A 26,050-nucleotide genomic window follows, 5' to 3' on the forward strand; every position below is an offset into this window, starting at 1 on the left:
CGCAGTTCTCTCACTTGGCGCCGGACTCGAACCAGGTCGCGATCTGCGCCCGTTCGGCATCGGTCATATTGGTCAGGTTCGCAAGCGGCATGGCTTTCAGCTGGACCGATTGCTTGTAGATTTTTTCCGCGTTCTGGTGGACCTGTTCGGCGCTGTCGAGCATCACGCCGGCGGGTGCCGTCGCAAACCCAGCTTGCGACGGATGGGCCGAGTGGCAAGCCACGCAGCGCTGCTCGATGACGGTCTTCACCTTGGCGAATTGCGCCGCCGGATCGGCCGCCGCAGGCACCGCCACGGGACGCGGCGGCGCGATCGCCACCGCCACGCCGACCAGCAGCGCCACGCCAACGGCCGGATAGCGCCACTCCACGCGCCCCTTGTGGCGCAGGTTGAAGAAGTGGCGGATGCAGACGCCGGCCGCCATGATGAAGGCCAGCACCAGCCAGGCGTGGTCGTTCCGGTAGGTCATCGCGTAGTGGTTGCTGATCATGATGAACAGCACCGGCAACGTGAAGTAGTTATTGTGGACGCTGCGTTGCTTAGCCTTCTGGCCGTGGACCGGATCGGGCAGGCGGCCGGCCGACATGGCCTCCACCATCTTGCGCTGGCCGGGGATAATCAGCATCAGCACATTGCCGACCATGATGGTGCCGATCAGCGCACCGACGTGGATGTAGGCGGCGCGGCCGCTCAGCACATGCGTGAGGCCATACGCGGCGCCGACGATCAGCGCGAACACCACCACGCCGAACCACAGGTCGCGCTGTCCCAGCGGCGAGCGGCACAGCAGGTCGTACACGGTCCAGCCGACGACCAGTGTGCCGACGCCGATGCCGATCGCCTGCCAGCTGCCGATATCGGCCACCGACTTATCGATCATCATCGCCTGGGCGTTGAAGTAATAGGCGATGGTCAGCAGCGCGATGCCGGACAGCCAGGTGGAATAAGCTTCCCATTTAAACCAGTGCAGCTCCTTCGGCAGTTCGGCCGGCGCCACCAGGTATTTTTGCGGGTTGTAGAAACCGCCGCCATGCACCGCCCACAATTCGCCGGACACGCCCTTCTTCGCCAGCTCCGAGCCGGGAGCCGGCGGGCGGATCGAATTATCCAGCCAGACGAAGTAGAACGAAGCGCCGATCCAGGCGATGCCGGTGATGACGTGCAGCCAGCGCACGATCAGGTTGAGCCACTCAAGGCCGTACGGGATCAGATAGGCGTATAAATCCATGGGAGCTTTCCGGGTAAAGAGTGTGGCTAATTTACAGAAGATAAACGGAATTGACGCCGACCACATGAACATTAGAGTATATTAAACATATCCGATTCCGTATAACAGAAATACTCACATGGCCGCCCTGCCGCAACACCTGGATCTGCACCTGATCCGCATCCTCTACCTGCTGCTGGTTGAGAAGAACGTCTCACGCGTCGCCCTCAAGCTGAATCAGCCGCAGCCCTCGATCTCCGCCTCGCTGCGCAAGCTGCGCGAGCTGACCGGCGATCCATTGCTGGTGCGCGGCGCGCGCGGCATGGTGCCGACCCAGCACGGCGAAAGCCTGCTGATCCCGGCCAAGCGCATCCTCGACGAGACCGAGAACCTGTTCCTGAAAAAGTCGCCCTTCGTGCCACAGGAAGAAGCGCGCACCTTCCACATCGCCGCGCCGGACTACCTGGACAGCCAGTTCCTGCCCAACCTGGTGGCGCTGCTGCGGCGCGGATCGCCCAACAGCCGCGTGAAGATCCACGGCCTGGGCCCCGGCGTGGACTACGTGCGCCTGCTGTCGGACGGCGACATGGACCTGGTCATCGCCAACTGGGACGAGCCGCCCGAGCACCTGCACATGTCCAAGCTGTTCGAGGACCCGATCATCGCCGTGATGCGCTCCGACTGCCCGTATGCCCTGCGCACCGGCAGCGACGACATGACCATCAACGACTACCTGTCCCTGCCCCACGTGGCGCCGACACAGATCCTGCCCGGCTACCACGGCGTCATCGACGACTTCCTGGAGCGCCAGGGCCTGCAGCGCAACGTCGCGGTGGAATCGGCCTACTTCGGCCTGATCCCCTACATGCTGACGCAGACAGACCTGGTGCTGACCACCGGCCGCCAGTTCGTGCGCTACTACGAACGCAACATGCCGCTGAAGACCTTCACGGTGCCGGTCAAGTTCCCGCCGATGCGCTTCTACCAGCTGTGGCATGAGCGCGTGCACCAGGCGCCGGAGCACAAGTGGCTGCGCGAGCAGGTCGCCACGGCGGCCAAGGCGCTCGGCAAATAATAACCCTTAGCGGATAGCGCATATAACTGCACGGCTCAGTTGCGATTACACTAGGCTATGACGACACTTTCCGACTTAAACAGCTGCGATGCCGCCACCTTCACCGACCGCCTGCGCGGCATCTACGAGCACTCGCCGTGGATACCGGAACGGGCGGCGCTGCAGCGGCCCTTCGCCAACGCCACCGCGCTCAAGCTGGCCTTGCAGGAGGTGGTCAGCGCCGCGTCGCTGGACGAGCAACTGGGCCTGACCCGCGCCCACCCCGAACTGGCGGGCAAGGCCGCCGTTTCCGGCCAGCTGACGGCCGAATCCACCAGCGAGCAAGCCAAGTCCGGCCTGCACCTGTGCAGCGCCGAGGAATTCGCCACGCTGCACCAGCTGAACGCGGACTACAACGACAAATTCGGCTTCCCCTTCATCCTGGCCGTCAAAGGCCCGGACGGACAAGGGTTGACGCGCCGCGCCATCATCGCCACCTTCACGCGCCGCCTGAAGAACCAGCGCGCCGACGAAATCGCCGAGTGTCTGCGCCAGATTAAGCGCATCGCCGAACTGCGGTTGAACGACCTGCTGGGCATGACGCTGGACTTCGGCCCGACCATCATGCAGTGGTGTGAAACCATAGCCGCATGGAGCGACACCGACAACAGCGCCAGCGCGGACTTCGACCTGACCTGCGCCTACATGACGCCGGCGCACCGCAAGACCGCCGCGCAGCTGCTGGACTGGATGCGCGATGCCGGCATGGACGCGCACATCGACGCCGTCGGCAACGTGGTCGGCGTCTACCGCTCGGATGCGCCGGACGCGAAAACACTGATGACCGGCTCGCACTACGACACCGTGCGCAACAGCGGCAAGTACGACGGCCGTCTCGGCATCCTGCTGCCGATCGCCATCGTGCGCCACCTGCGCCGGCGCGGCGAGAAGCTGCCCTTCCATTTCGAGATCGTCGGTTTCGCCGAAGAGGAAGGAGTGCGCTTCAAGAGCACTTTCCTGGGCAGTAACGCGGTGACCGGCCACTTCGACCTGTCGCTGCTGGACCAGGCCGACGCCGACGGCGTCACCATGCGCGAAGCGCTGCTGGCGGCCGGCCACGACGTGGCGCGCATTCCCGCCATCGCGCGCGATCCGGCGCAGCTGCTCGGCTTCGTGGAAGTCCATATCGAACAAGGCCCGGTGCTGCTGGAACGCGACCTGGTGCTGGGCGTGGTGACGGCCATCGCCGGCAGCTCGCGCTACCTGGTCGAGCTGACCGGCCTGGCCAGCCACGCCGGCACCACGCCGATGACGATGCGCAGGGACGCGGCAGCGGCGGCGGCGGAAATCGTGCTGCTGGTCGAGCAGCGCTGCGCGCAGGGCGCGTCACTGGTGGGCACGGTCGGCCAGTTGCAGGTACCCGGCGGTTCGGTCAACGTGATCCCCGGCGCATGCAAACTGTCGCTGGATATCCGCGCCGCCGACGACGCGGTGCGGCTGGCCGCCGTGAAGGATGTGTTGGACGGCATCGCGGCGATCTGCGCGCGGCGCCAGGTGGAAGTGAGCATGCAGCAAATCGTCGACGCCTCGGCGGCGCCCTGCGCGCCACGATTGATGCAGCAGTTCGGCGCCGCCATCGAACGCGCCGGCCTGCCGCGCTTCGATCTGCTGTCCGGAGCCGGCCACGACGCGATGGCAATGGCCCGGATCACCGACGTGGCCATGCTGTTCACCCGCTGCGGCAACGGCGGCATCAGCCACAATCCGCTGGAGACCATGACGGCCGACGATGCCGAACTGGCGAGCGTGGTGCTGCTCGACTTCCTGCGCAGCTTCCGCCCCGCCTAGCGCCACGCCGGGCTAGCGCCCCTCGACCTGCCGGCTCAGTTCAGGCGTCCACTCGATGCGGTGGAGCTCGATCAGGCGGCGGTATTCGCCGCTGGCGATCAGGGCGCGCAGGCCCCGGTCGAACTGGTCGCGCAACGCGGTCAACTGGCGCCCCCTGGCGAAGGCGATGTAACTGGGTACGCTGTCGATCGCCTGCGGCAGCTTGACGATATGGCTGGCCAGGTCGACGCCGACCAGCTTATCAAGTGTGTAGCTGGCGGTGTACACATTGCTGGGTATCAGATCGACACGGCCCAGTGTCAGCTTGCGGAAGTTCTGCTCCAGCGTGGGCACCTCGCGGATCGCCAGTTGCGGACGCGCCGCCTCGAAGCGAGCACCGTAGTTCACGCTCAGCACAGTGCCCACCCGCAGTCCGGCCAGCGCGGCGAAGTCGCCGTCGAAGCGGGCGCTGTGGTCGTCCCTGGCGTAGAAGTAAATAATCTGCGGAATCAGTGATTCGCGGCTGAAATCGAGGAATTGTTCGCGCTCCGGCGATTGGAAGATCGTGAAGATGCAATCACGCTCGCCCTGCCGGATCAACGCCAGCGCCCTGCCCCATGGCAGGATTTCGACGCTGACGGTATGGCCCAGGCTCGCCATCACAGCCGCGACGATGTCGACCGCCAGACCGTGCACCGGACCGCCGACGTCCTGCTGGATCAACGGGGGATAGTTGAGCGATACGCAGCGATAGGCTCCGGCGTGGGCAGCGCCGTAGGCGAAGAGCAGCACTGCTGCCAAACGAGACTTACCAAGCACGAAGCCTCCCGATTAGACGGTGAATCACGGCTTTTCCGCCGTCCGCAGATCCTTCACCTGGGACTCGCCAACCGTGCCGGCCTGCCCGCCCCAGGTCACACGCAGGAAGTTGCTCAAGCCGGCGATTTCCTTGTCGCTCAACTTTCTCGCAAAACCCGGCATGGCCGGCATGCTCTCCTTCCTGCCAAAGCGCTGCGCCTCGATGCCGTCCAGCGTGACGACGATCAGATTGCGCGGATCGGCGCTGCGCACGGTGGTATTGCCCTTCATCGCCACCGCGACATGCGGCTTGCCGACGCCATCGACGCCATGACAGCCTGCGCAGACGGCGATGTAGGTGCGGCGGCCGGCATCGATCGCCGCATCGCTGGTGGGCGCCGCGGGCTTCAGCGGCTGCGGCGACAAGGGTTTGTCGCCCAGCAGATAGGTGGTCATCGCCCACATGTCGCCCGGCGTCAGATGCTGGGTGCTCAGGTGGACCACGGCGAACATCTCACCGTAGGCCGAGCCTTGCGGCGCAACGCCGGTGCCGAGGAACGATGACAGGTCGGCCGCCGTCCATCCGGATGCCGACAGCCCGGCCGGCGAGATATCCGGCGCGGCGATGCGCGCCAACGCGCTGCCGCCCAACGGCATTGCGCCATCCATCTGTCCCAGCGAGCCACGCGGCGTATGGCATTCCGCGCAGTGCCCCATCGTGTTGACCAGGTAGCGCCCGCGCAGATACGCGGACGACTGGCCGGACGAAGCGTCGGGCAGCGTGTCCTTCAAGAACAGCATATTCCAGAAGCGCATACCGAAGCGCATGTTGTAGGGGAACTTGAGATCGGCGGCCTTGCTGGGCACCGCCGCCGGCTTGATCTGCATGAGATAGGCGAAAATGGCGTCGCTGTCGGCACGGCTCATCGAACGGTAGGAGGTGTAGGGCATGGCCGGATACAGATGCCTATCCGGCGCCACGCCGTCGCGCAAGGCTGCGTAGAACTCCTCTGCGCTCCATTTGCCGATGCCGTGCTCCTTGTCCGGCGTGATGTTGGTGCCGTAAAAAGTGCCGAAGTCGGATTTCAATTCCACGCCGCCGGCAAACGGCGCACCGGTGGCCGACGTGTGGCACGCGGCGCAATCGGCGGCCTTGACCAGATAGCGTCCGCGCGCGACGGCGTCGCTGCCGGCGGCGGCCTGGGCGCCGCCGGACAATACGGCCAGCAACGCCAGAGTAGCGCGTAGAGAGAGAAGGCGGTTCATCATTTGCCCTCCTTCACCAGCCCTGGTGTATTCAGCACGACATCCTTGACCGCCTCGAAATAGCGCACGTAGCCGGTGCAGCGGCAGATGTGGGCATTCAGGCTTTCGGTGATGGTCTCGTCGATCTGGTCCCGGCCGACCGGTGTGCGTTTCAAGCGCTCCAGCAGCACCGTGGCCGCGTTCACGAAACCCGGCGTACAGTAGCCGCACTGGAAGCTGAAATGTTCGAGGAATTTTTGCTGCACCGGCGACAGCGCCACCACCTCGCCCTTGTCGTTCAACTTGGCGTGGCCCTCCACCGTGCGCACTTTTTTACCGTCGAAGAAATGCGCGCCGGTGATGCAGGAGCGGACCTCCTCGCTGGTGCCGTCGGATTTATCCAGGATCACCACGCAGGCGTGGCAAACGCCCTGCCCGCAGCCCAGGCGCGAGCCAGTCAGGTCCAGATACTCGTGCAGGAAGTCGATCATCATCAGGCCTTCCGGCGCCGGCAGCGGGCCGACCGTCTTGCCGTTGACGGTGAGCGTAATTGGTTTGGTCGCGATGCTCATGCCAGCACCTCCTGGATATGTTCCGGCGTGACCGGCAAGTCGGTGAAGCGGTGGCCGATCGCGTGCGCGATGCCGTTGACGATGGCGCCAACCACGGGAATCATCACTACCTCGGCAATGCCCTTGGGCGTATCGGTCTCCGTCAACGGCGGCAGGATATCTGCCGTCTGCTTCCACACCGCGACGTCGCGCGCGCGCGGCAGCTGGTAGCGGTTGAAATTCCAGCTGCCGTTGCCCGGGCCATCCTCGTACAGCGGCAGGTACTCGTAGAGCGCATGGCCTATGCCCATCGCCAGCCCGCCCTGCAACTGGCTCGATACCAGCTGCGGCGACAGCATGCTGCCGCACTCCATGATGGAATGATGGCTGAGCAGCTCGACCTTGCCGCTGGCCTCATGCACCGACAATTCGACCAGCGTGCCAATCGCGCTGTAATACGTGACAGTGGCGTTATTGCGCTGCACCGGTGGGATGAACACGCGCTTGCGGTTCAGCACATGGTAGCCGCCGGTGGAGCTCATGCTGGCTTTCTTGCCCTTGTCCGCGCCGTCACCGTAGCGCAGCGACAGGCCGTCTATCGGCAGGCGCACGCCGGCGCCGTTGACGTCGAACTCCGCTTCGGTCCACTGCCAGCGGTTGAACACGTGCACCGTGGCGCCGGTCACCAGTCCCAGCTCGTGCGCCTTGCTCGCCAGCTGCTCGTACGACAGGGCCTGCAAGCCGCCGGCGGACAGCTTGCCGTCGACCCAGCGCGCATCCTCCACCCGTATCACCAGCGACGCCGCCTGGCCGCCCGCATAGCCCTCGCTCCAGATGGCCATCGCGGCCGGCCAGAGGCCGTGCATGAAGACCACCCGCGCCGCTTCGCGCGTGCTGTGCGTGAAGTAGTAGGCCGAGTTGGTGGCGCTGGCGGGAGAACAGTAGGTCGACGACCAGCGCGGATTGGCCGACAGCTTGTCCTGGTCGGCCTGGCTCATGATGTAGGGATCGCCGCTGCTGACCACCGGCAGGTCATCCCATTCGGTGACGGCGGTATGTACCAGGCCGGCCGGCTTGCCCAGCCATTTGGCGCAAGCCACCGCCTGCGACGTCGACATGCCGGTGCCGATCTCGGTGCCGCTGTGCGACAGCTCGATCGCGCCATCGGCGTTGATCTGCACCTTGGCGAAGGAGCTCTCGGCGCCGGTACCGAAGTCCTTCTGCACGCAGGCGAATCCCACGCCGTAGCGATGGCCGGGATGCGCCGCCTCGAACGCGCGCTTGGCGCCGGCCCGGCCGGTCCACAGCGGATGTACCTTGGCCTTTTGCAGCACCTCATCGACCCGCACCGCGCCGGCCGGAATCGCGCCCTGCGTGTTTTTCATCCCCGACCGCAGCGCGTTTTTCAGTCTGAAATCGATCGCGTCGAGCCCCAGCTTTTCCGCGAATTCATCGATCATCATTTCGGTTGCGGCCATGCTCTGCAAGGTGCCGTAGCCGCGTGCCGATCCTGCGTCAACAGCGCGCGAGGCGATGGCCACGGCGGCGAAATCGTTCTTCGGAAAATAGTAGATCGACTGCGCGGCCGTCGCCGACACCATCGCCACCGATGGCGAGAAGTTACAGCGCCCGCCGCCGTTGGCCTCGAAATATCCCTGGAACGATTGCAGCATCGCGCTCTTGCGGTCGACCGCGATGCGGTACTTCATCTTGAACGCATGGCGCTTGATCGACGACTGGAACTGCTCGTAGCGGTCATTGGCCAGCCGCACCGGAACGCCGTTCGCGTAGAGCGCCGTCATCAGGCCGTAGAACGGGAAATTGTAGTGGTCCTTGGAGCCGTAGCCCACCGTGTAGCACGGATGCAGGAACAGCTTCTTGAGCGGGAACTTGCTCTTCTTGAGCATCTCTATCGTGCTGTCGATGACCTCTTGCGGCGACTGCGTCGGCACCACCATGTGCAGCGTTTGCGCGGCGGCGTCGTACCAGCAGTTGGCGTTGTCCGGCTCCATCGCGGCGGTGTCCACCGACTGCGTGTTGTAGTCGCGTTCCAGCACCAGCCAGTCGGCCGGCGGGCGATCCAGTTCCTCCTTGATCTGGCTGGCGTAGTACATGCCCTGCTCGCCCAGCTTGCCGTGCTCTATGCCATCCGGCCAGACCGGCTGCTGCTTGCGCATCGCGCTGGGGAACACTGGCGCGTTTTTCAGGCTGGAGAAAACGTCCATGTCGGCCGAGGTGGCGCCGCCGACCCGCACAAAGCGGAAGGTGCCCCACGGGTCGCGCTCCATCGGCGGCGCGGCGGCGCCGTAGCGCACCACGCCTTCCTTGAACTGCAGCGCATCCTTGGCCGCGCGGAAGCGGGCGAAGTCGTTGAAGATCAGGACCGCCACCGCATGTCCCAGATAGGCCGCCTGCTTCCCGGCCGGCAGCAGCATGTCGGCGCCATAAAAACCGGGGAAGGCGACGCCGTCGCGCACCAGGTCTTCCGCCGTCACGATGCGGTCCGGTTTCAGGTCCGCACCCAGCAGCGACAGGTCGATGCCGTCAAACAGCGCGTCGGTGCGGGTGGTGCGCAGCATCAGGGCGTGGGCTTGCTGTTGCGGCCAGTGCGGCATGTCGCGCGAACGGATGTCGCGGGCGAAGACTTTGGCGCCGGTCACCTTGGACAGGCCGTCGATACGGAATTTGGCCAGTCCGGCCTTGCCGTCCCAGGCGACCGGCGTGAGGATTTTTTCCTCGAACAGGGCGGCGAGCGCCTTGCCGCCCAAGGGCGCGATGTAGACAGAAACACCAGCAACCACGCTGGCCTTCAAGAAACTGCGGCGTGTAATGTCCCCATTCATCTTGTAACCTCTCAGAGAGTCAGGTCAAGCGTTTCTTCTTTTTCGAGTAATCTAGTTGACCAGAGAGCAGGGGACGAGTCAACATCTTTCAAACGGGGCGCCGCTACAGTTAATCGCCGCGCAACAGGGCCAGTTCGCGCTGTACAGCCTTGATCACCGGCGCCCAGTCGCCGGCGGCGGATTGTCGGAACAGGCGCATCGCCCGATACCACGGTGTATCGCTACGCTCCGTCAGCCAGCGCCAGTCGCAGCGATAGTCGGGCAGCAGCAGCCAGCACGGCTTGCCCAATGCTCCCGCCAGATGAGCTACCGCCGTATCCACGCTGATCACCAGATCGAGGTTGGCGATGACGGCGGCGGTGTCGGCGAAGTCGCGCAGCTGCGGGCCGGCCGCGTACAGCGACATGCCGCCGGGCGGGTTAAGCGCCTCTTCCTCGCCGCTGCCTTTTTGCAGGCTGACGAAGCGCACGGCTCCGGCGGCGGCCAACGGCGCCAACGTCCTTAGCGACGGCAGCGAACGGTCGGCATCGTTCTCGAAATCGGGATTGCCCTTCCATGCCAGGCCAACCCGCAAGCCTTGCTGCGGCAGGCGGCCGGCCCAGAATCGCACCAGTTCTGGCTCCGCAGTGAGGTAAGGAGTCGCGGCCGGCATGGTGGGCAGGCTGACGCCAAGCGTGGCGGCGAGGCGCATCGGATGCGTCCAGTAGTCCCATGACTCATCCGGGAGCGGATCGCCCAAGGCATACAGCCGGTCGACGCCCTGCAGCGTGGCGAACAGCCGCTTCAACGGCGCGTGGCATATCACGCCGACGCGCGACGCTCCCCGCGCCTTCAGCTCCACGGCGTAGCGGCAGAAATGGATCATGTCACCCTGCCCCGCCTCGTGCACAATCACCACCGACTTGCCATGCAAAGGCTCACCATCCCAGCGGGGACAGGCGAAGGTCTGAGCCAAGGAATCGAACTGCCAGCGCGCTTCCAGCAAAGGCAAGCCTTCCTCAAAGCGCCCTTGCCGCAGCAGTATGTAGGCCAGGTTGAAGCGCGTCCGCGCGTGCACCGGGTCCAGCGCCAGCGCACGGCGGTAGCATTGCTCGGCCTCCTCCTCGCGCTTTACGCACGCCAGCAGCACGCCCAGCTGGCTCCAGCCGGACAGAGATTCCGGCGCCAGTTCCAGCGCCATGCGCGCCGCTGCTTCCGATTCGTCGAAGCGCTTCGCCTTCAGCAGCAGCACGCCCAGATTCTGGTAGAGCTGCGCATGGTCGGGCATCAACGCGATCGCCTGCAAATAATGAAACTCCGCCTCCGCCAGCGCGCCCTGCTGCTCCTTCAGATAACCGAGATTGGCGCGCGCGGCGCCGTGCATGGGCTCCAGCACCAGGGCCAGCAAAAAGCAGTCCTCCGCTGCGGCGAAGTCGCCGGCGGCCATGCGGTGATTTCCATCGAGGTAGGCTCGCTGTGGATCTGAGTGCATCGAACTATAGGCCTGCGATGATTGTCAGCAGCTCCGGCTCAGGCAGTGGCTTGCTGAATATATAACCTTGATAATACTGACAGCCTTCAGCGATGACAAAGTTGAGCTGCTCCTGCGTCTCCACGCCCTCGGCCAGCACCGACATGTTCAGCGCCTTGCCCAACAAGACGATGATGCGCACGATCGCGGCGCCGCTGTCTTCCTTGACTGCGCTCCAAATGAAGGAGCGGTCGATCTTCAGCTGGTCCAGCGGCAGCCGGTGCAGATAGGACAGCGACGAATAGCCAGTGCCGAAATCGTCCAGCGCGAAGCTGACGCCGGCGGCGCGCAACTGCTGCATCTTCCCTACCGTGCCCTCGACATCCTTCAACAGCAGGCTTTCCGTCAGCTCCAGCCGCAGCCGGTCGGCGCGGGCGCCGGTCTGCGCCAGCACTTCCAGCACGTGTTCGACGAAGTCCGGCCGGTGGAATTGTGCAGCGCTGACGTTGACCGCAATTTCCAGTCCGGCCGTGCGCGTGTCGCCGGACCACTGCGCCAGTCGGCTGCCTGCCTCACGCATCACCCAGCGTCCCAGCGGCAGGATCAGGTTCGACTCCTCCGCCACCGGGATGAATTCGGCGGGCGGCACCAGGCCACGCTGCGGATGCTTCCAGCGCACCAGCGCTTCGACGCCGGCCATGGTTCCGTCCACGCTCATCAGCGGCTGGTAGTGCAGCACGAATTCGTCATTGCCCAGGGCGCGCCGCATGTCGGCTTCCAGCGCGGCCCGAGCGCTGACGCGTGCCTGCATCGTCGGATCGAAAAACGATACGGTGTTGCGCCCCGCCGCCTTGGCCTGGTACATGGCCAGGTCGGCGCGCTTGAGCACCTCGTCCACACTGCCGCATGCGCCGCTGAAAACCGTGATGCCGATACTGGGCGTGCTGTATTGCTCCATTCCTTCGATATCGAACGGTTCGGCGAACGCGCGGACGATCTTGAGCGCGATGTCCTGCGCCACTCTGGCGACGTCGTTCTCGGTGCTCCCCAGATCCTCCAGCAGCACGATGAACTCATCGCCGCCGAAACGGGCCACCGTATCGCATTCGCGCACTTCGGCGCGCAGGCGGGCTGCGACCAGCTGCAACAGCATGTCGCCCTTGTCGTGGCCACGCGTGTCGTTGATGGTCTTGAAGTTATCCAGGTCGATGAACAGCATGGCGCCCAAATGGCCCAGCGACAGTGCATGACCGGCGCGGTCCAGCAGCAGCTGGCGGTTCGGCAGGCCGGTGAGCTTGTCGTAGAAGGCCATGTTGTGGATCTGCGCCTCGATGGCCTTGCGCTCGCTGATGTCACGGAAATAGATCGTCACGCCCTGTTGCGACGGATACGCGCGGATCTCGGTCCACAGGTCGAGCGGCGCGTAATGCTCCTCGAACTCCACCAGGCTGTTGGTTTCCACCGCCATGTGATAGGCGCGGTAGTAAGGGCCATCGACCGCTTCGGGGAATACCGTCCATACGTTCTTGCCCACCACCTCGTGGCGCTGTACTTTCAGCAGCCGTTCCGCATTGCCGTTCATGTAGCGGATATTCCAACTGCGGTCCAGCATCAGGACCGCATCGGAGATGCTTTCCAGCGTGGCCGTCAGGCAGTCTGTCTCCTGCGCCGTCGCGAGGGATAGTGGTGGTTCTTGCATGGTTAAAGCCGGGAGAGCCCTGATCCGTTCGTGTGGTCCGAGTGGCCCACTACGAGTCAGTATGCCCCCCGGCCGGGCGGCGGTCAAACGATACGGGCGCGCTCCAGCATGGCATGCAACAGAACGTTGCAGCCAGCTTCCAGGTGTTCGGACTTGGCGTCCTCGATTTCGTTATGGCTGATGCCATCCTTGCAAGGGACGAAGATCATGCCGGCGGGCGCCAGCCGGGCGGCGTAGATCGCGTCGTGGCCGGCGCCGGAGACCACGTCCATCGTCGAGTATCCCAGTTTGGCGGTGGCGTTGCGCACCGCGTCCACGCACTCCGGATGGAACGGGCATGGCGGATAGTAGGACACACGTTCGATCGAAATCTTCAAACCGGTTTCGCTGCGGGTTTTGTCGATAAAGGCCAGCATCTCTTCGTGCATGGTGTTGAGCAGTTCATCGTTCACGTTGCGCAGGTCGATGCTGAACTTGACCTCGCCGGGTATGACGTTGCGGCTGTTCGGGAACACCTGCACCATCCCTACCGTGCCGCGTCCATACGGCGGGTAGCGGTTGGCGATGGCCACCACTTCCTGCATGATCCTGGTCGACACTTGCAGCGCATCCTTGCGCAGCCCCATTGGCGTTGGGCCGGCGTGGGCTTCCATGCCCGTCACCACGCAGTCATACCAAGACAGGCCCATCACCGCCGGCACCACGCCGATCACCTTGTCGGCGTCTTCCAGCACCGGGCCTTGTTCGATATGGGTTTCGAAGTAGGCGCCGATGGGATGGTCGCCCGGCACCTGCTCGCCCTTGTAGCCGATGCGCGCCAGTTCCTCGCCGACGGTCTTGCCTTCGGTGTCCTTGGCGGCGTAGGCCGTCTCCAGGCTGAAGGCGCCGCAGAACACGCCGGAGCCCATCATCACCGGCACGAAGCGCGAGCCTTCCTCATTGGTCCAGAAAGCGACTTCGATCGGCGCCTCGGTCTTGATCTTCAAATCGTTCAGCGTGCGCACCACTTCCAGCCCGGCCAGCACGCCGTAATTGCCGTCGAACTTGCCGCCGGTAGGCTGGGTGTCGATATGGCTGCCGGTCATCACCGGCGGCAGCGCGTTGTTGGTGCCGTCGCGGCGCATGAAGACATTGCCGATCTGGTCAACCGTGACCGACATGCCGGCCTGCTTGCCCCAGCCGACCACCAGGTCGCGGCCTTGTTTGTCCAGGTCCGTCAGGGCCAGGCGCTTGACGCCGCCCTTGGCAGTGGCGCCTATCTGTGCCAGTTCCATCAGCGCCGCCCACAGACGGTCGCCATTGATGCGCATTTCGCTCATTGCTCTACTCCTCTTGAATTAGCGCGCCGACGTCGGCTTGAACGACGGACGGTCGATATGACGGCCCGCGCCCTCCACCGCCATCAGCACGCCGCGATGGAACACGACGTTACCGGCGGCCAGCGTGGTGCTCGGGATGCCGCGCACGGTGCGGCCTTCGAATACATTGAACCCGCCCTTGGCAAACTGCGTCAGCGACGAAATGGTACGGCTGCCTTCCGGGTCCCAGACCACGATGTCGGCGTCGGCGCCGACGGCGATCACGCCCTTGCGCGGATACATGTTGAAAATCTGCGCGGCGTTGGTCGATGTCACCTTGACGAATTCCGACGGCGTCAGCAAACCGCTGTTGACGCCCGCATCCCACACCACAGACATGCGGTCTTCCACACCACCGCAGCCGTTGGGAATCTTGGTGAAGTCGTCCTTGCCGGCGGCCTTCTGCTCGGCGCAGAAGGTGCAGTGGTCGGTCGCAGTGGTGTGCAAGTTGCCGCCTTGCAGACCATGCCACAACGCGGCCTGGTGGTGCTTGCTGCGGAACGGTGGGCTCATCACATGGCCGGCCGCGAAGTCCAGGTCCTCGCTCTGGTACACGCTGTCGTCGATGACCAGGTGACCGGCCAGCGCCTCGCCGTACACGCGCTGGCCGTTGGCGCGGGCGCGGGTGATGGCGTCCAGCGATTCGGCGCAGGAGACGTGCACGATGTACACCGGCGTGTTGAGCACATTGGCGATGGCGATGGCGCGGTTGGCCGCTTCCGCTTCCACTGCCGGTGGACGCGACAGCGGATGCGCGCTCGGCCCGGTCATGCCCTTCTTCAGCAGGTCCTGCTGCAGCTGATAAACCAGCTCGCCGTTCTCGGCGTGCACGGTCGGAATCGCGCCCAGCTCCAGCGAACGGCGGAAGCTTTTCACCAGCGTCTCGTCATCAGCCATGATGGCGTTCTTGTACGCCATGAAGTGCTTGAAGCTGTTGACGCCATGCTCGCGCACCAGGATGCCCATGTCGCGGTGCACTGTCTCGTCCCACCAGGTGATCGCCACGTGGAAGGTATAGTCGCCGGCGGCCTTCTGCGCCCAGCCGCGCCACTGGTGATAGGCCTCGATCAGGTTCTGCTTCGGCGCCGGGATCACGAAGTCCATGATGGTGGTGGTGCCGCCGGCCAGGCCGGCCGCCGTGCCGGTGTAGAAATCGTCCTGTGTGACGGTGCCCATGAAGGGCAGGTTCATATGGGTGTGGGTATCTATCCCGCCCGGCATGACGTACTGGCCGCTGGCGTCGATCACCTTGGCCGACGCCGGCGCATCCAGGTTGTCGCCGACGGCGACGATCTTGTCGCCGTAGCAGAGCACATCGGCACGAAAAGCCCGGTCGGCGTTGACGACAGTGCCGCCGCGGATGATAGTTGTCATAGACATCTCCTGAATCTCTTTAGGGGTGAGCGGCCCGGATCGCGGGAACCGCTTTGCCCTTCATCATAACGCCATACACCAGCGCGGAAATAGCGATTCCCACAAACCAGGCATAGGTATAGATCGTTTTAAACACGGGCGCCACATCGGGGAAGGACGCGGGGAAAGCGGCATTGAGGAAGCCGGGAATATTCGGCAACACGCCGACCACAAACGCCACCAGCGCGGCCGTGTTCCAGCCATTGCCATAGGAGTACTGGCCGTCTTCACGATACAGCTCGGAGACATTGAGTTCGGTCTTGCGCACCAAGTAGTAGTCGACGATCAGGATGCCGGCGATAGGCCCCAGCAGCGCCGAGTAACCGATCAACCAGGTGAAGATGTAGCCCTGCGTGGATTCGAGTATCTTCCAGGGCATCATCACGATCGCGATGCCGGCCGTGATGTAGCCGCCCACTTTGTAAGAGATCTGCTTCGGCGCCAGCGATGAAAAATCGTAGGCCGGACCAACCAGATTCGCCGCCAGGTTGACCGATACCGTATCGATCAACAGGATCAACAGCGCGATCAGCACGGCGGCGCCGGTCATGCGGCTGGCCAGGTCGACCGGGTCCCAGATCGCCTTGCCGTACAAGACCACCGTGGCCGAGGTGACGATCACCGCCATCATCGCCAGCAGGCCCATAGGCACCGGCAGGCCGACCGACTGGCCCAGCACCTGGTCGCGCTGCGATTTGGCGAAGCGGGTGAAGTCGGGAATGTTCAATGCCAGCGTGGCCCAGAAGCCGACCATCGCCGTCAGCGAAGGCCAGAACGCGGACCAGAACTGGCCGGCCTTCTTGCCGCCTGCGACAAACTGCGAAGGCGCCGACAGCAGCTCGCCGAAGCCGCCGGCCTTGTTGTAGACCCAGCCAAGCAGCACAAAGCAGATCAGGATCTTCAGTGGCGCGGTGTACGTCTCCAGCTTGCGGATCGCATCCATGCCGTGCACGATGTACCAGAACTGGATGCCCCAGAAAGCCAGGAAGCACAGTAACTGTCCGCCATTGATGCCGAGGCCCGCGATCTTGTCGCCACCGAAGTCACCGCCCAACATCACGCCGAGCAGCGTGTAGATCATCTGGCCGCCGAACCAGGTCTGGATGCCGTACCAGCCGCAGGCGACGATGGCGCGCATCAGCGCCGGCAAGCGCGCGCCGGCGGTGCCGAACGACGAACGGGCCAGCACCGCATACGGAATGCCGTACTTGGTGCCGGCATGGCCGATCAACAGCATCGGCAGCAGAACAATAGCGTTCGCAAGGAACACCGTCAGCACGGCCTGGTAGCCGGACATGCCGCCTTCAATCAAACTGGCGGACAGTGTGTAGGCCGGTATGCACATCACCATGCCGACCCACAATGCGGCGAAGTGATACCAGCGCCAGGTGCGTTGCGCCGCCGTGGTCGGGGCCAGGTCTTCGTTCCAGAGTTGCGTGCTGCCAGAGAGTTCTTTGCTCACGGGGCTTTCTCCAAAGGTTGATGTTCCTTCTATCGCTGCAAGTTCCGTACCTATACCGCGCATTTATACCATTTATACCGTTTCCGTCACCTTGATGTTCTCCGCGCGCGGGTTGCGCGGGTCCTGCGTCCAGTTCATGTACGGCTTGCCTGTGTTTTGCGGCACCATCGTGATGCAGCCCTGCACCGGGCAGGTGATTTCGCACAGGTTGCAGCCCACGCATTCTTCCTTGATCACTTCATACGTGCGCACGCCGCTGGCCGCATCGATCAGCTGCGCGATCGACTGGTGCGACGTGTCTTCACATGCCACGTAGCAGCGGCCGCACTTGATGCAGTCGTCCTGGTTGATCTGCGCGATCACCTGGTAGTTCATGTCCAGGTATTTCCAGTCGGTCGTATTCGGCACGGCCTTGCCGACGAATTCACTGATGCTCTTGTAGCCCTTCTCGTCCATCCAGCGCGACAGGCCGTCCTTCATCTCTTCGACGATGCGGAAGCCATGCAGCATGGCGGCGGTGCAGACCTGCACGCAGCCCGAACCCAGCGCCATGAACTCGGCCGCATCGCGCCAGTTGCCGATGCCGCCGATGCCGGAGATCGGCAGGCCCCTGGTCTGTGGATCGCGTGCGATCTCGGCAACCATGTTCAGCGCGATCGGTTTGACGGCCGAACCGCAGTAGCCGCCGTGGGTGCTGGCGCCGCCGACGATCGGGAAGGCCACCATCTGGTCCAGGTCCAGGTGCGTGATCGAGTTGATGGTGTTGATCAGCGAAACCGCATCGGCGCCGCCGGCCTTGGCGGCGCGCGCCGGTGCGCGCACGTCGGTGATGTTGGGCGTCAGCTTGACGATGACCGGCAGCTTGGAGTGCGTCTTGCACCAGCGCGTCACCATCTCCACGTATTCGGGCACCTGGCCAACCGCCGCGCCCATGCCGCGTTCCGGCATGCCGTGCGGGCAGCCGAAGTTAAGCTCGATGCCGTCGGCGCCGGTGGCTTCCACCAGTGGCAGGATATCGGCCCACAGCTTCTCTTCGCACGGCAGCATCAGCGAGACGATGATGGCGCGGTCCGGCCAGTCCTTCTTCACCTGCGTGATTTCGGTCAGGTTGATTTCCAGCGAACGGTCGGTAATCAGCTCGATGTTGTTGAAGCCGAGGACTTCGCGGTTCTTGCCGTAGTGCGCCGAGTAGCGCGACGAGACGTTGACTGCGGCCGGATCTTCACCCAGCGTTTTCCACACCACGCCGCCCCACCCCGCCTCGAATGCGCGCACCACGTTGTAGGCCTTGTCGGTTGGCGGCGCGGAGGCCAGCCAGAACGGATTGATGGACTTGATGCCGCAGAATTCTATGCTCAGGTCAGCCATTATGCAGCCTCCTTCATACCGTTAATGTCTTGGTGAATGGCGTGTGCCGCCAGTTTTCCGTGCTGTACCGCCTGCACGGTCAGGTCCTGTCCGGGCGCCACACAATCGCCGCCGGCGTAGATACGCGGCAGGACTGTGCGGAACTGATCATCGACGTGGATTTTGTCACCGTCGCGTTTCAGCGTTTTCGCCAGTGGATCACTGATGCTCTTTTCGTCCATGCTCTGGCCGATGGCTTTGAAGATCGCGTCGGCCGCGATCTCGAAAGTCTCACCGGTGCCAGCCAGACGGCCGTTGGTGATTGCGGTTTTCTCGAAGCGCATGCCGCGCACGCGGCCCGCTTCGTCCAGCAGCACTTGCTGCGGCTGGGCCCAGGTGCGCATGCGAACCTGGTTTTCTTTCGCAATGTGTTGTTCGTGTTCGGTGGCGCTCATCGCGTCGAAGCCGCGACGGTACACCAGCGTGACCTCTTCCGCGCCGAGGCGCTGGATCTGCACCGCCATGTCGATCGCGGTATTGCCGGCGCCGATGACGATTGCGCGCGCAGGCAGCGGCAGCTTGCTCAGGTCATCGGCCTGGCGCAGCACGGCGATATAGTCGACGGCAGCCAGCAGGCCCGGAGCATTCTCGCCGGTCAGGCCGAGCTGCTTGCTGGCGCCCAGGCCCAGGCCGAGGAACACGGCGTCGTACTGCGTGTGCAGGTCCTTCAGCTGCACGTTGCCGCCCAGCGTCTGGCCATGCTTGATTTCGATGCCACCGATTTGCAGCAGGAAGTCGACTTCCTTCTGCGCGAAGTTATCGGTCAACTTGTACTTGGCGATGCCGTATTCATTCAGGCCGCCGGATTTTTCTTTCGCTTCGTAGATCACCACGTCGTTGCCCAGCATCGCCAGGCGGTGCGCGCACGACAGGCCTGCGGGACCTGCGCCGACCACGGCGATCTTCTTGCCGGTCGATGCGGCGCGCGCGAACGGGTGCTCGGTAAGCGTCATGTTGTCGATGGCGTAGCGCTGCAGCAGGCCGATCTTCACCGGCTGGCCTTCGGCATCGTGATTGCGCACGCAGGCGTCCTCGCACAGGATCTCGGTCGGACAGACGCGCGCGCAGCTGCCGCCCAGGATGTTCTGCTTGAGGATGCCGACCGCCGCACCGTTGACGTTTTCATCGTGGATATTGCGGATGAAACTGGCGACATCGATATCGGACGGGCATATGCGTGTGCACGGCGCATCGTAGCAATACAGGCAGCGCGAACTTTCGATCGCGGCCTGGCGCGCGTTCAGCGCGGGTGCCAGGTCAGTGAAGTGTTCCGCCAGTGTGGCATTGGCTTCCTTCGGCTGGGGCATGTATTTGAGAGATTCGATCATCATACGATTTCCTGGCTGAGATGTTTGTTATTTACTTCATCTGTGGGAATGCAAATTCTGCGCCAGCGCTGGCGGTGTTCGGCCAGCGCTGCATCACTGCCTTGTGGCGCGTATAGAAACGCACGCCCTCCGGACCGTATGCGTGATGGTCGCCGAACAGGCTACGCTTCCATCCGCCGAAACTATTGAAGGCCATCGGCACCGGCAGCGGCACGTTCACACCCACCATGCCGACCTGGATCTGGCGCACAAACTCGCGCGCCACGCCGCCATCACGCGTGTAGATCGCCACGCCGTTGCCGTACTCGTTACGGTTGATCAGCTCCACCGCGCTGCCCACATCCGGCGAACGCAGCATGCACAGCACGGGGCCGAAAATCTCTTCCTTGTAGATCGTCATATCCGGCGTGACGTGGTCGAACAAAGTACCGCCGATGAAGAAGCCGTTCTCGCGTCCAGCGACGACGTGATTGCGTCCATCGACCACCAGTGTCGCGCCCTGCTCCACGCCTTCGCCGATCAAGCGCTCTATGCGCTGCTTGGCCGCGCTTGAAACGACGGGTCCCATTTCGGCATCCGCCGCCATGCCGTCGCGCACTTTCAGTGCAGCGGTGCGCTTTGCCAGTGCGTCGACGATCTTGTCGCCCGCATCGCCAACCGCCACCACCACGGAGATCGCCATGCAGCGCTCACCGGCGGAACCGTAGGCGGCGCCCATCAGCGCATCGACGGTCATTTCCATGTCCGCATCCGGCATGACGACCATGTGGTTCTTCGCGCCGCCCAATGCCTGCACACGCTTGCCCGCAGCGCAGCCACGCGAGTAGATGTATTCCGCGATCGGCGTCGAGCCGACAAAACTCACCGCCTGCACCACCGGATGATCGAGCAAGGCATCGACCGTCACCTTATCGCCCTGGATGACGTTGAACACGCCGTCCGGCAAACCAGCTTCCTTCAGCAGCCGCGCATGCAGCAGCGACGGCGACGGATCGCGCTCGGAAGGCTTGAGGATAAAGGTGTTCCCGCATGCGATAGCGACCGGGAACATCCACATCGGCACCATCACCGGGAAGTTGAATGGCGTGATGCCGGCCACCACGCCCAGCGCCTGGCGCATCGACCAGGCGTCGATGCCGCGCGAGATCTGGTCGGTGAATTCGCCTTTCAACAGCTGCGGAATACCGACCGCGAATTCCACCATCTCGATACCGCGCGCCACTTCGCCTTGCGCATCGGCGAAGGTCTTGCCGTGTTCACGCGTCAGCATCGCCGCGAATTCGTCGGTGTGCTGCTGGCACAGTTGCAGATATTTGAACAGAACACGGGCGCGCGTCAGCGGCGGCGTGGCGGCCCACGCCGGGAAAGCTGCTTCCGCGGCGCGCACGGCGGCGTCGACTTCTTCCGTCGTACCCAGGGCGACCCTGGCCACCGGTTCGCCCAGCGCGGGATTGAATACGTCCGCATAGCGGCCGCTTTGCGTATCGACTTTTACGCCGTTGATGTAATGGGTGATGGTGTCCAGGTTGCTCATGATCTTCTTTCAAATTTCGGCATCAGCCCAGCAGGCTGTCCGGGTCAACATAGGTATAGCCAAGGCCGTGCGCCACCGCTTCGTAGGTGACGTGGCCGAGACAGACATTCAAACCGTTCTTCAAGTGCGGATTGGCTTTCAGCGCTTTCTGCCAGCCCTTGTCGGCCAGCGCTAGCGCGTGGCCGATGGTCGCGTTATTCAGTGCGAAGGTCGACGTGCGGGCGACGGCGCCCGGCATGTTGGCCACGCAGTAGTGGATCACGCCGTCGATCACGTAGGTCGGCTTTTCATGCGTGGTGGCGTACGAGGTTTCAAAACAGCCACCCTGGTCGATGGCGACGTCCACCACCACCGCGCCCGGCTTCATGCGCGAGATCATGTCCTTGGTCACCAGCTTGGGCGCCGCCGCGCCGGGCACCAGCACGCCGCCGATCACCAGGTCCGCATCCAGCACCGCTTCCTCGATCGAGTGCGCGTTCGAATACATGGTCGAGATGCGGTTGCCGTAGATCAGATCGAGCTGGCGCAGGCGGTCGATGTTCTTGTCCAAAATCGTCACGCGCGCGCCGATGCCGACCGCCATCTGCAAGGCATTGGTGCCGACCACGCCGGCGCCGATGATGGCGATATGGCCCGGCGCCACGCCCGGCACGCCGCCCAGCAGCAGGCCCATGCCGCCCTTGGATTTCTCCAGGTGCGCGGCGCCGGCCTGGATCGACATGCGCCCCGCCACTTCGCTCATCGGCGCCAGCAGCGGCAAGCCGCCGTTGGCGCCGGTGATGGTTTCGTAGGCGATGCAGACCGCGCCCGACTCCACCAGCGCCTTGGTTTGTTCCGGGTCCGGCGCCAGGTGCAGATAGGTGTACAGGATCTGCCCTTTGCGCAGCATCGCGCATTCTTCCGGCTGCGGTTCCTTTACTTTGACGATCATCTCGGCGCGCGCGAAGATCTCGGATGCCGCGTCGATGATGGTGGCGCCGGCACCTTCATACATCGCATCGGACAGGCCGATGGCGACGCCCGCGTTTTTCTGCACAAGTACTTGATGGCCACGCAATACGAGTTCCTTCACGCTGGCCGGGGTAAGGCCAACGCGGGACTCCTGGTTCTTGATCTCTTTTGGGACGCCTACCAGCATGGTGTTCTCCTCGTTAGTTTAGGTTTTTAAGTACCGTCGTCAGCTTTCCAAAAAGTTCGTCGATGTGTTTTTTCTCCAGTACCAGCGGTGGTGACAAAGCGATGATGTCGCCGGTGGTGCGTATCAAGACGCCGTCGGCAAAGGCCTGCTTGAAGGCCGCGAAGGCGCGCGCACCCGGCTTGCCGGCGATAGGCGCCAGCTCGATGCCGGCGATCAGGCCGATGGTGCGAATGTCGATCACGTGCGGCAGGCCTTTGAGCGAGTGCACCGCGTCGGCCCAGTATTCGGCCATGCCGGCGGCGTGTTCGAGGATCTTCTGTTCCTTGAACACTTCCAGCGTCGCCAGCGAGGCGGCGCAGGCGACCGGATGACCCGAGTAGGTATAGCCGTGGAACAGCTCAATGCCGGCCGGCGCTTCCATGAAGGCGTCGTGGATGAATTTTTTGCTGAACACCGCGCCCATCGGAATCACGCCGTTGGTCAGGCCTTTGGCGGTGGTCATCATGTCCGGCTCGACGTCGAAGTAGTCGGCCGCGAACGGCGTCGTCAAACGGCCGAAGCCCGTGATGACTTCATCGAAGATCAGCAGGATTCCGTGCTTGGTGCACAGCTCGCGCAGGCGCTTCAGGTAGCCCTTCGGCGGTATCAGCACGCCGGTGGAACCGGCCACCGGTTCGACGATGACGGCGGCAATGGTCGACGCGTCATGCAGCGCGACGATGCGTTCCAGTTCGTCGGCCAGCTCGGTGCCGTATTCCGGCTCGCCGCGCGTGTAGGCGTTCTTCTCCAGGTTGTGCGTATGCGGCAGGTGGTCGACGCCGGGCAGCATCACGCCGTATGGCTTGCGGTTGCCGGCGATGCCGCCCACCGAGATGCCGCCGAAACCGACGCCGTGGTAGCCGCGCTCGCGACCGATCAGGCGCGTGCGGCTCGCTTCACCGCGCGCCTTGTGATACGCCAGCGCGATCTTCAGCGCCGTGTCCACCGCTTCGGAACCGGAGTTGGTGTAGAACACGTGGCCGAATTTATGGTTGGTGTACTCCATCAGCTTTTCGGCCAGGTCGAAGGCGGCCGGGTGGCCCATCTGGAAGGTCGGCGCGAAATCGAGCTGGCCCACCATCTCGCGCACGGCGGCGACGATCTTCGGCTGCGCGTGGCCGCACGGCACGCACCACAGGCCGGCGGTGCCGTCCAGGATGCTGTTGCCGTCGACGTCCTTGTAGTACATGCCGTTGGCCGACACCAGCAGGCGCGGATGGGCCTTGAAATCTCGGTTGTTCGTAAAGGGCATCCAGAAGGACGCCATCGATTCAGGTCTGGATTCGTTCATGCTCATCTCCTGGAATAGCAGTTTGCTCGCAAACGTATGGATTTTTTTTGACGAACCGTAAAAAAATTTACCAGTTGGCAAAATGATGATGCAATAATAGACAGCGCAACAACTATGGCACAGATACACAAATATCAAAACTGCCCAACCGTACTGGCAACAAAAACACTACAGTTTTGCTTTGCGCTTTAAGTGGAGTCAAGGATGGAACTAGCGAATCCTGCGATCGATCAAACCGACTGCCCGCCCGGAGCAATGGGCTGGCCCGTGCTCGCCATAGAGCGCAGCAAGAAGGGCAGCCTGGTCGACCAGATCGTCTCGGCCATCAGCGCGATGGTGGGCCGTCGGGAGTTGCGCATCGGAACGAAAATGCCGTCGGTGCGGCAATTTGCGAAGTGTAATGGCATCAGTACCTTTACAGTTGTCGAATCCTATGACCGTCTGGTGACCTTGGGGCTGTTGTCATCGCGCCGCGGTTCCGGTTATTTTGTGGCCCGCCAGGACGTTCCCGCGACCTTGCTGCCGTCGACCTTGCAGGCCACGCCAACCGCCATCGACGCCCTCACCCCCGACCTGTATTCCGGCACCTCGGACGCGCTGGCCGTGGGCGCCGGCTGGCTGCCGCCCGAATGGTACGGCGAGGACACCATCCTCGACGCCGTGCGCCATGCGATGCGCATTCCCGCTAACCGGCTGCGCGGCTACGGCCATCCGCTCGGTTTCCCGTCGCTGCGCCAGCAGCTGTCGTCGACGCTGAGCGATGAGCTGTTCCCGGTCGAACCGGAACAGGTGCTGCTGACCCATGGCGCCACCCACGCCTTCGACCTGATCCTGCGCACGCTGACCAAGCCGGGCGACACCGTGTTCGTCGAAGATCCCGGCTACAGCAACCTGCTGTCGCTGATACGCCACCACGGCTGCGTGCCGGTCGGCATACCACGCGGCGAGCATGGCCTCGATTTCGACACGCTGGCGCGGCAGGCCGCGCAAACCCAGCCCAAGCTCATGTTCGTCAACACGGTGCTGCAAAACCCGCTGGGCACCTCGCTCAGCGTGGCGCAGGCGCACCGCTTGCTGGGCCTCGCCGAGCAGTTCGATTTCTGGCTGGTGGAGGACGACATCTACCGCGAGCTGGCGCCGCGCGGCGAAGCCTCGCTGGCGGCGATGGACGGCCTGCGGCGCGTGATCCGCGTCGGCAGCTTCTCCAAGACCTTGTCGCCGGTGCTGCGCGTGGGCTCGATCTGCGCCTCGGCCTCGCTGATCCCCGAGCTGCTGCGGGTGAAGATGCTGGCCGGCCTGACCACCTCCGAGATCAACGAGCGCGCCGTCTATCACGCCATCACCGCGCGGCCCTACAAGCGCATGGTGGACAAGCTGGCCACCCAGCTGGAGGCCGGCCGCGAACGCGCCATCGACAGTCTGCGCAGCGTCGGCATGGAGCCGCTGGCCAGGCCGCGCGGCGGCATGTTCGTCAGCGCCGGCTGGAGCGAGGCGCCTACCGCCGACTGGAACGGCAAGATCATCGCCGACCTCGCGCTCAAGTCCGGCATCCTGCTGTCGCCGTGCGATTTCTTCATGCTGCGCGCACCGGAATCGATCTGGTTCCGCTTCAACGTGGCCTACACCGACCACCCTCAACTCCTGACCTTCCTGAGACTCACATGCCGACAGCAAAACTGAATGCCGAGCCAGCGCCGAAGATCAAACGGCGCGTTCTCAATCGCGACAAACTGGAAGCCGACATCGCCGCCGAGGCGGTGCGGGTGTTCGCCGAATGCGGCTACGAAGGCACCTCGATCGCCACGGTGGCGGAGAACGCCGGCCTGTCGAAGCAGAACCTGATGTACTACTTCCCCACCAAGCAGGCGCTGTACCAACGCGTACTGGACGAGGTATTGGACGAGTGGCTGGAGCGAATGGAAAACCTGGCCTCCGGCGACCAGGACCCGCGCGACGTGCTGCGCACCTACGTGCAGGCCAAGCTGAAATTCTCGCGCGAGCAGCCGTGGGCGTCGCGCGTGTATGCGATGGAGGTGATCAGCGGCGCGCAGATGTACGGCGCGCAGATCCAGAACCGCGTGGTGCCGCTGGTGCGCAAGGACATCGAGGTGTTCGAGAAGTGGATCAGCGAGGGGAAGATTGCGCCGATCAATGCGACGCACCTGCTGTTCGCCATCTGGGCGATGACGCAATCCTATGCGGACTTTTCGGCGCAGATGGCGCTGGTGTTGAACCGCAAGCAGCTCACCAGGAAGGACTTCGACGATGCCGAGAAGGTCATCGTCGATATGGTGCTGTCGGCGATCAGCGTGCCGCGGCCAGCTTGCGACGGCGCGCCATAAAGCCCACCAGGCCCAGGCCCGCCAGCAGCATGGCGTAGGTTTCCGGTTCCGGCACGGGGGTGGT

The 26,050-nt window shown here is 63.8% G+C and carries 19 protein-coding genes and 1 pseudogene; 4 read left to right on the forward strand and 16 right to left on the reverse strand.

Annotation, left to right across the window (positions count from 1 at the left end; all coding sequences use genetic code 11):
* Positions 1–10: 10 nt before the first annotated feature.
* Positions 11–1,228, reverse strand: a complete 1,218-nt coding sequence (locus tag KVP70_RS14670; RefSeq protein WP_217942972.1) for a urate hydroxylase PuuD — start codon at positions 1,226–1,228, stop codon at positions 11–13.
* 118 nt (positions 1,229–1,346) lie between these two features.
* Here KVP70_RS14670 and KVP70_RS14675 point away from each other — a divergent pair, with 118 nt between their 5' ends.
* Together KVP70_RS14675 and KVP70_RS14680 are read left to right on the forward strand one after the other, a co-directional pair.
* The gene (locus KVP70_RS14675; RefSeq protein WP_217942973.1) at positions 1,347–2,282 is read left to right on the forward strand and encodes a LysR substrate-binding domain-containing protein; all 936 of its coding nucleotides are present in this window, start codon (positions 1,347–1,349) and stop codon (positions 2,280–2,282) included.
* A gap of 57 nt (positions 2,283–2,339) precedes the next feature.
* On the forward strand, positions 2,340–4,109 hold the full coding sequence (locus KVP70_RS14680; protein ID WP_217942974.1) for an allantoate amidohydrolase: 1,770 nt from the start codon (positions 2,340–2,342) through the stop codon (positions 4,107–4,109).
* Positions 4,110–4,121: 12 nt separating this feature from the next.
* On the opposite strand, the gene KVP70_RS14685 is transcribed toward KVP70_RS14680, so the two are convergent.
* The 14 genes from KVP70_RS14685 to aptA all read right to left on the reverse strand — a co-directional run bounded on the left by KVP70_RS14685 (position 4,122) and on the right by aptA (position 23,644).
* Positions 4,122–4,880, reverse strand: a complete 759-nt coding sequence (locus KVP70_RS14685) for a substrate-binding periplasmic protein (RefSeq protein WP_262311783.1) — start codon at positions 4,878–4,880, stop codon at positions 4,122–4,124.
* A gap of 51 nt (positions 4,881–4,931) precedes the next feature.
* Positions 4,932–6,155, reverse strand: a complete 1,224-nt coding sequence (locus KVP70_RS14690) for a c-type cytochrome (RefSeq protein ID WP_217942976.1) — start codon at positions 6,153–6,155, stop codon at positions 4,932–4,934.
* Positions 6,152–6,703, reverse strand: a complete 552-nt coding sequence (locus KVP70_RS14695; RefSeq protein WP_217942977.1) for a (2Fe-2S)-binding protein — start codon at positions 6,701–6,703, stop codon at positions 6,152–6,154. Before KVP70_RS14695 ends, KVP70_RS14690 begins: the two co-directional genes overlap by 4 nt.
* Entirely contained in the window at positions 6,700–9,525 is a 2,826-nt protein-coding gene (locus tag KVP70_RS14700) for a xanthine dehydrogenase family protein molybdopterin-binding subunit (RefSeq protein ID WP_217942978.1), read from the reverse strand. The genes KVP70_RS14695 and KVP70_RS14700 overlap by 4 nt, the downstream gene beginning before the upstream one ends.
* A 109-nt stretch (positions 9,526–9,634) precedes the next feature.
* Positions 9,635–10,951, reverse strand: a complete 1,317-nt coding sequence (locus tag KVP70_RS14705; RefSeq protein ID WP_229224832.1) for a tetratricopeptide repeat protein — start codon at positions 10,949–10,951, stop codon at positions 9,635–9,637.
* A 49-nt stretch (positions 10,952–11,000) separates the two neighbouring features.
* Positions 11,001–12,674, reverse strand: coding sequence for a putative bifunctional diguanylate cyclase/phosphodiesterase (locus KVP70_RS14710; RefSeq protein ID WP_217942980.1), 1,674 nt, complete (start codon positions 12,672–12,674; stop codon positions 11,001–11,003).
* An 83-nt stretch (positions 12,675–12,757) separates the two neighbouring features.
* Positions 12,758–13,993: a Zn-dependent hydrolase gene (locus tag KVP70_RS14715; protein WP_217942981.1), complete on the reverse strand. Its 1,236-nt coding sequence runs from the start codon at positions 13,991–13,993 to the stop codon at positions 12,758–12,760.
* Between the two features lie 18 nt (positions 13,994–14,011).
* Positions 14,012–15,406 (reverse strand): dihydropyrimidinase, encoded by a 1,395-nt coding sequence (gene hydA / locus KVP70_RS14720; RefSeq protein WP_217942982.1) that lies wholly within the window; start codon positions 15,404–15,406, stop codon positions 14,012–14,014.
* A gap of 19 nt (positions 15,407–15,425) precedes the next feature.
* On the reverse strand, positions 15,426–16,907 hold the full coding sequence (locus tag KVP70_RS14725; RefSeq protein ID WP_217942983.1) for an NCS1 family nucleobase:cation symporter-1: 1,482 nt from the start codon (positions 16,905–16,907) through the stop codon (positions 15,426–15,428).
* Between the two features lie 72 nt (positions 16,908–16,979).
* The gene (gene preA / locus KVP70_RS14730) at positions 16,980–18,275 is read right to left on the reverse strand and encodes an NAD-dependent dihydropyrimidine dehydrogenase subunit PreA (protein ID WP_217942984.1); all 1,296 of its coding nucleotides are present in this window, start codon (positions 18,273–18,275) and stop codon (positions 16,980–16,982) included.
* The gene (locus KVP70_RS14735) at positions 18,275–19,645 is read right to left on the reverse strand and encodes an NAD(P)-dependent oxidoreductase (protein ID WP_217942985.1); all 1,371 of its coding nucleotides are present in this window, start codon (positions 19,643–19,645) and stop codon (positions 18,275–18,277) included. Before KVP70_RS14735 ends, preA begins: the two co-directional genes overlap by 1 nt.
* A gap of 28 nt (positions 19,646–19,673) precedes the next feature.
* Positions 19,674–21,176, reverse strand: coding sequence for a CoA-acylating methylmalonate-semialdehyde dehydrogenase (locus KVP70_RS14740; protein WP_229224833.1), 1,503 nt, complete (start codon positions 21,174–21,176; stop codon positions 19,674–19,676).
* Between the two features lie 22 nt (positions 21,177–21,198).
* A complete protein-coding gene (gene ald / locus KVP70_RS14745) occupies positions 21,199–22,314 on the reverse strand; it encodes an alanine dehydrogenase (RefSeq protein ID WP_217942986.1) in 1,116 nt (371 codons plus the stop codon).
* Positions 22,315–22,327: 13 nt separating this feature from the next.
* Positions 22,328–23,644, reverse strand: coding sequence for an omega-aminotransferase AptA (aptA, locus tag KVP70_RS14750; protein WP_217942987.1), 1,317 nt, complete (start codon positions 23,642–23,644; stop codon positions 22,328–22,330).
* Positions 23,645–23,848: 204 nt separating this feature from the next.
* On the opposite strand from aptA, the gene KVP70_RS14755 reads away from it, so the two are divergent.
* Positions 23,849–25,324, forward strand: coding sequence for an aminotransferase-like domain-containing protein (locus KVP70_RS14755; protein WP_217942988.1), 1,476 nt, complete (start codon positions 23,849–23,851; stop codon positions 25,322–25,324).
* A complete protein-coding gene (locus KVP70_RS14760) occupies positions 25,306–25,986 on the forward strand; it encodes a TetR/AcrR family transcriptional regulator (protein WP_217942989.1) in 681 nt (226 codons plus the stop codon). The genes KVP70_RS14755 and KVP70_RS14760 overlap by 19 nt, the downstream gene beginning before the upstream one ends.
* On the opposite strand, the pseudogene KVP70_RS35655 reads toward KVP70_RS14760, so the two are convergent.
* Positions 25,949–26,041: pseudogene (locus tag KVP70_RS35655) on the reverse strand (PEPxxWA-CTERM sorting domain-containing protein); the annotation flags it as partial. The gene KVP70_RS14760 and the pseudogene KVP70_RS35655 overlap by 38 nt on opposite strands.
* Between the last annotated feature and the right edge of the window lie 9 nt (positions 26,042–26,050).

The organism is Duganella violaceipulchra, from assembly GCF_019166075.1.
GTDB classification, from domain to species: domain Bacteria; phylum Pseudomonadota; class Gammaproteobacteria; order Burkholderiales; family Burkholderiaceae_D; genus Rugamonas; species Rugamonas violaceipulchra.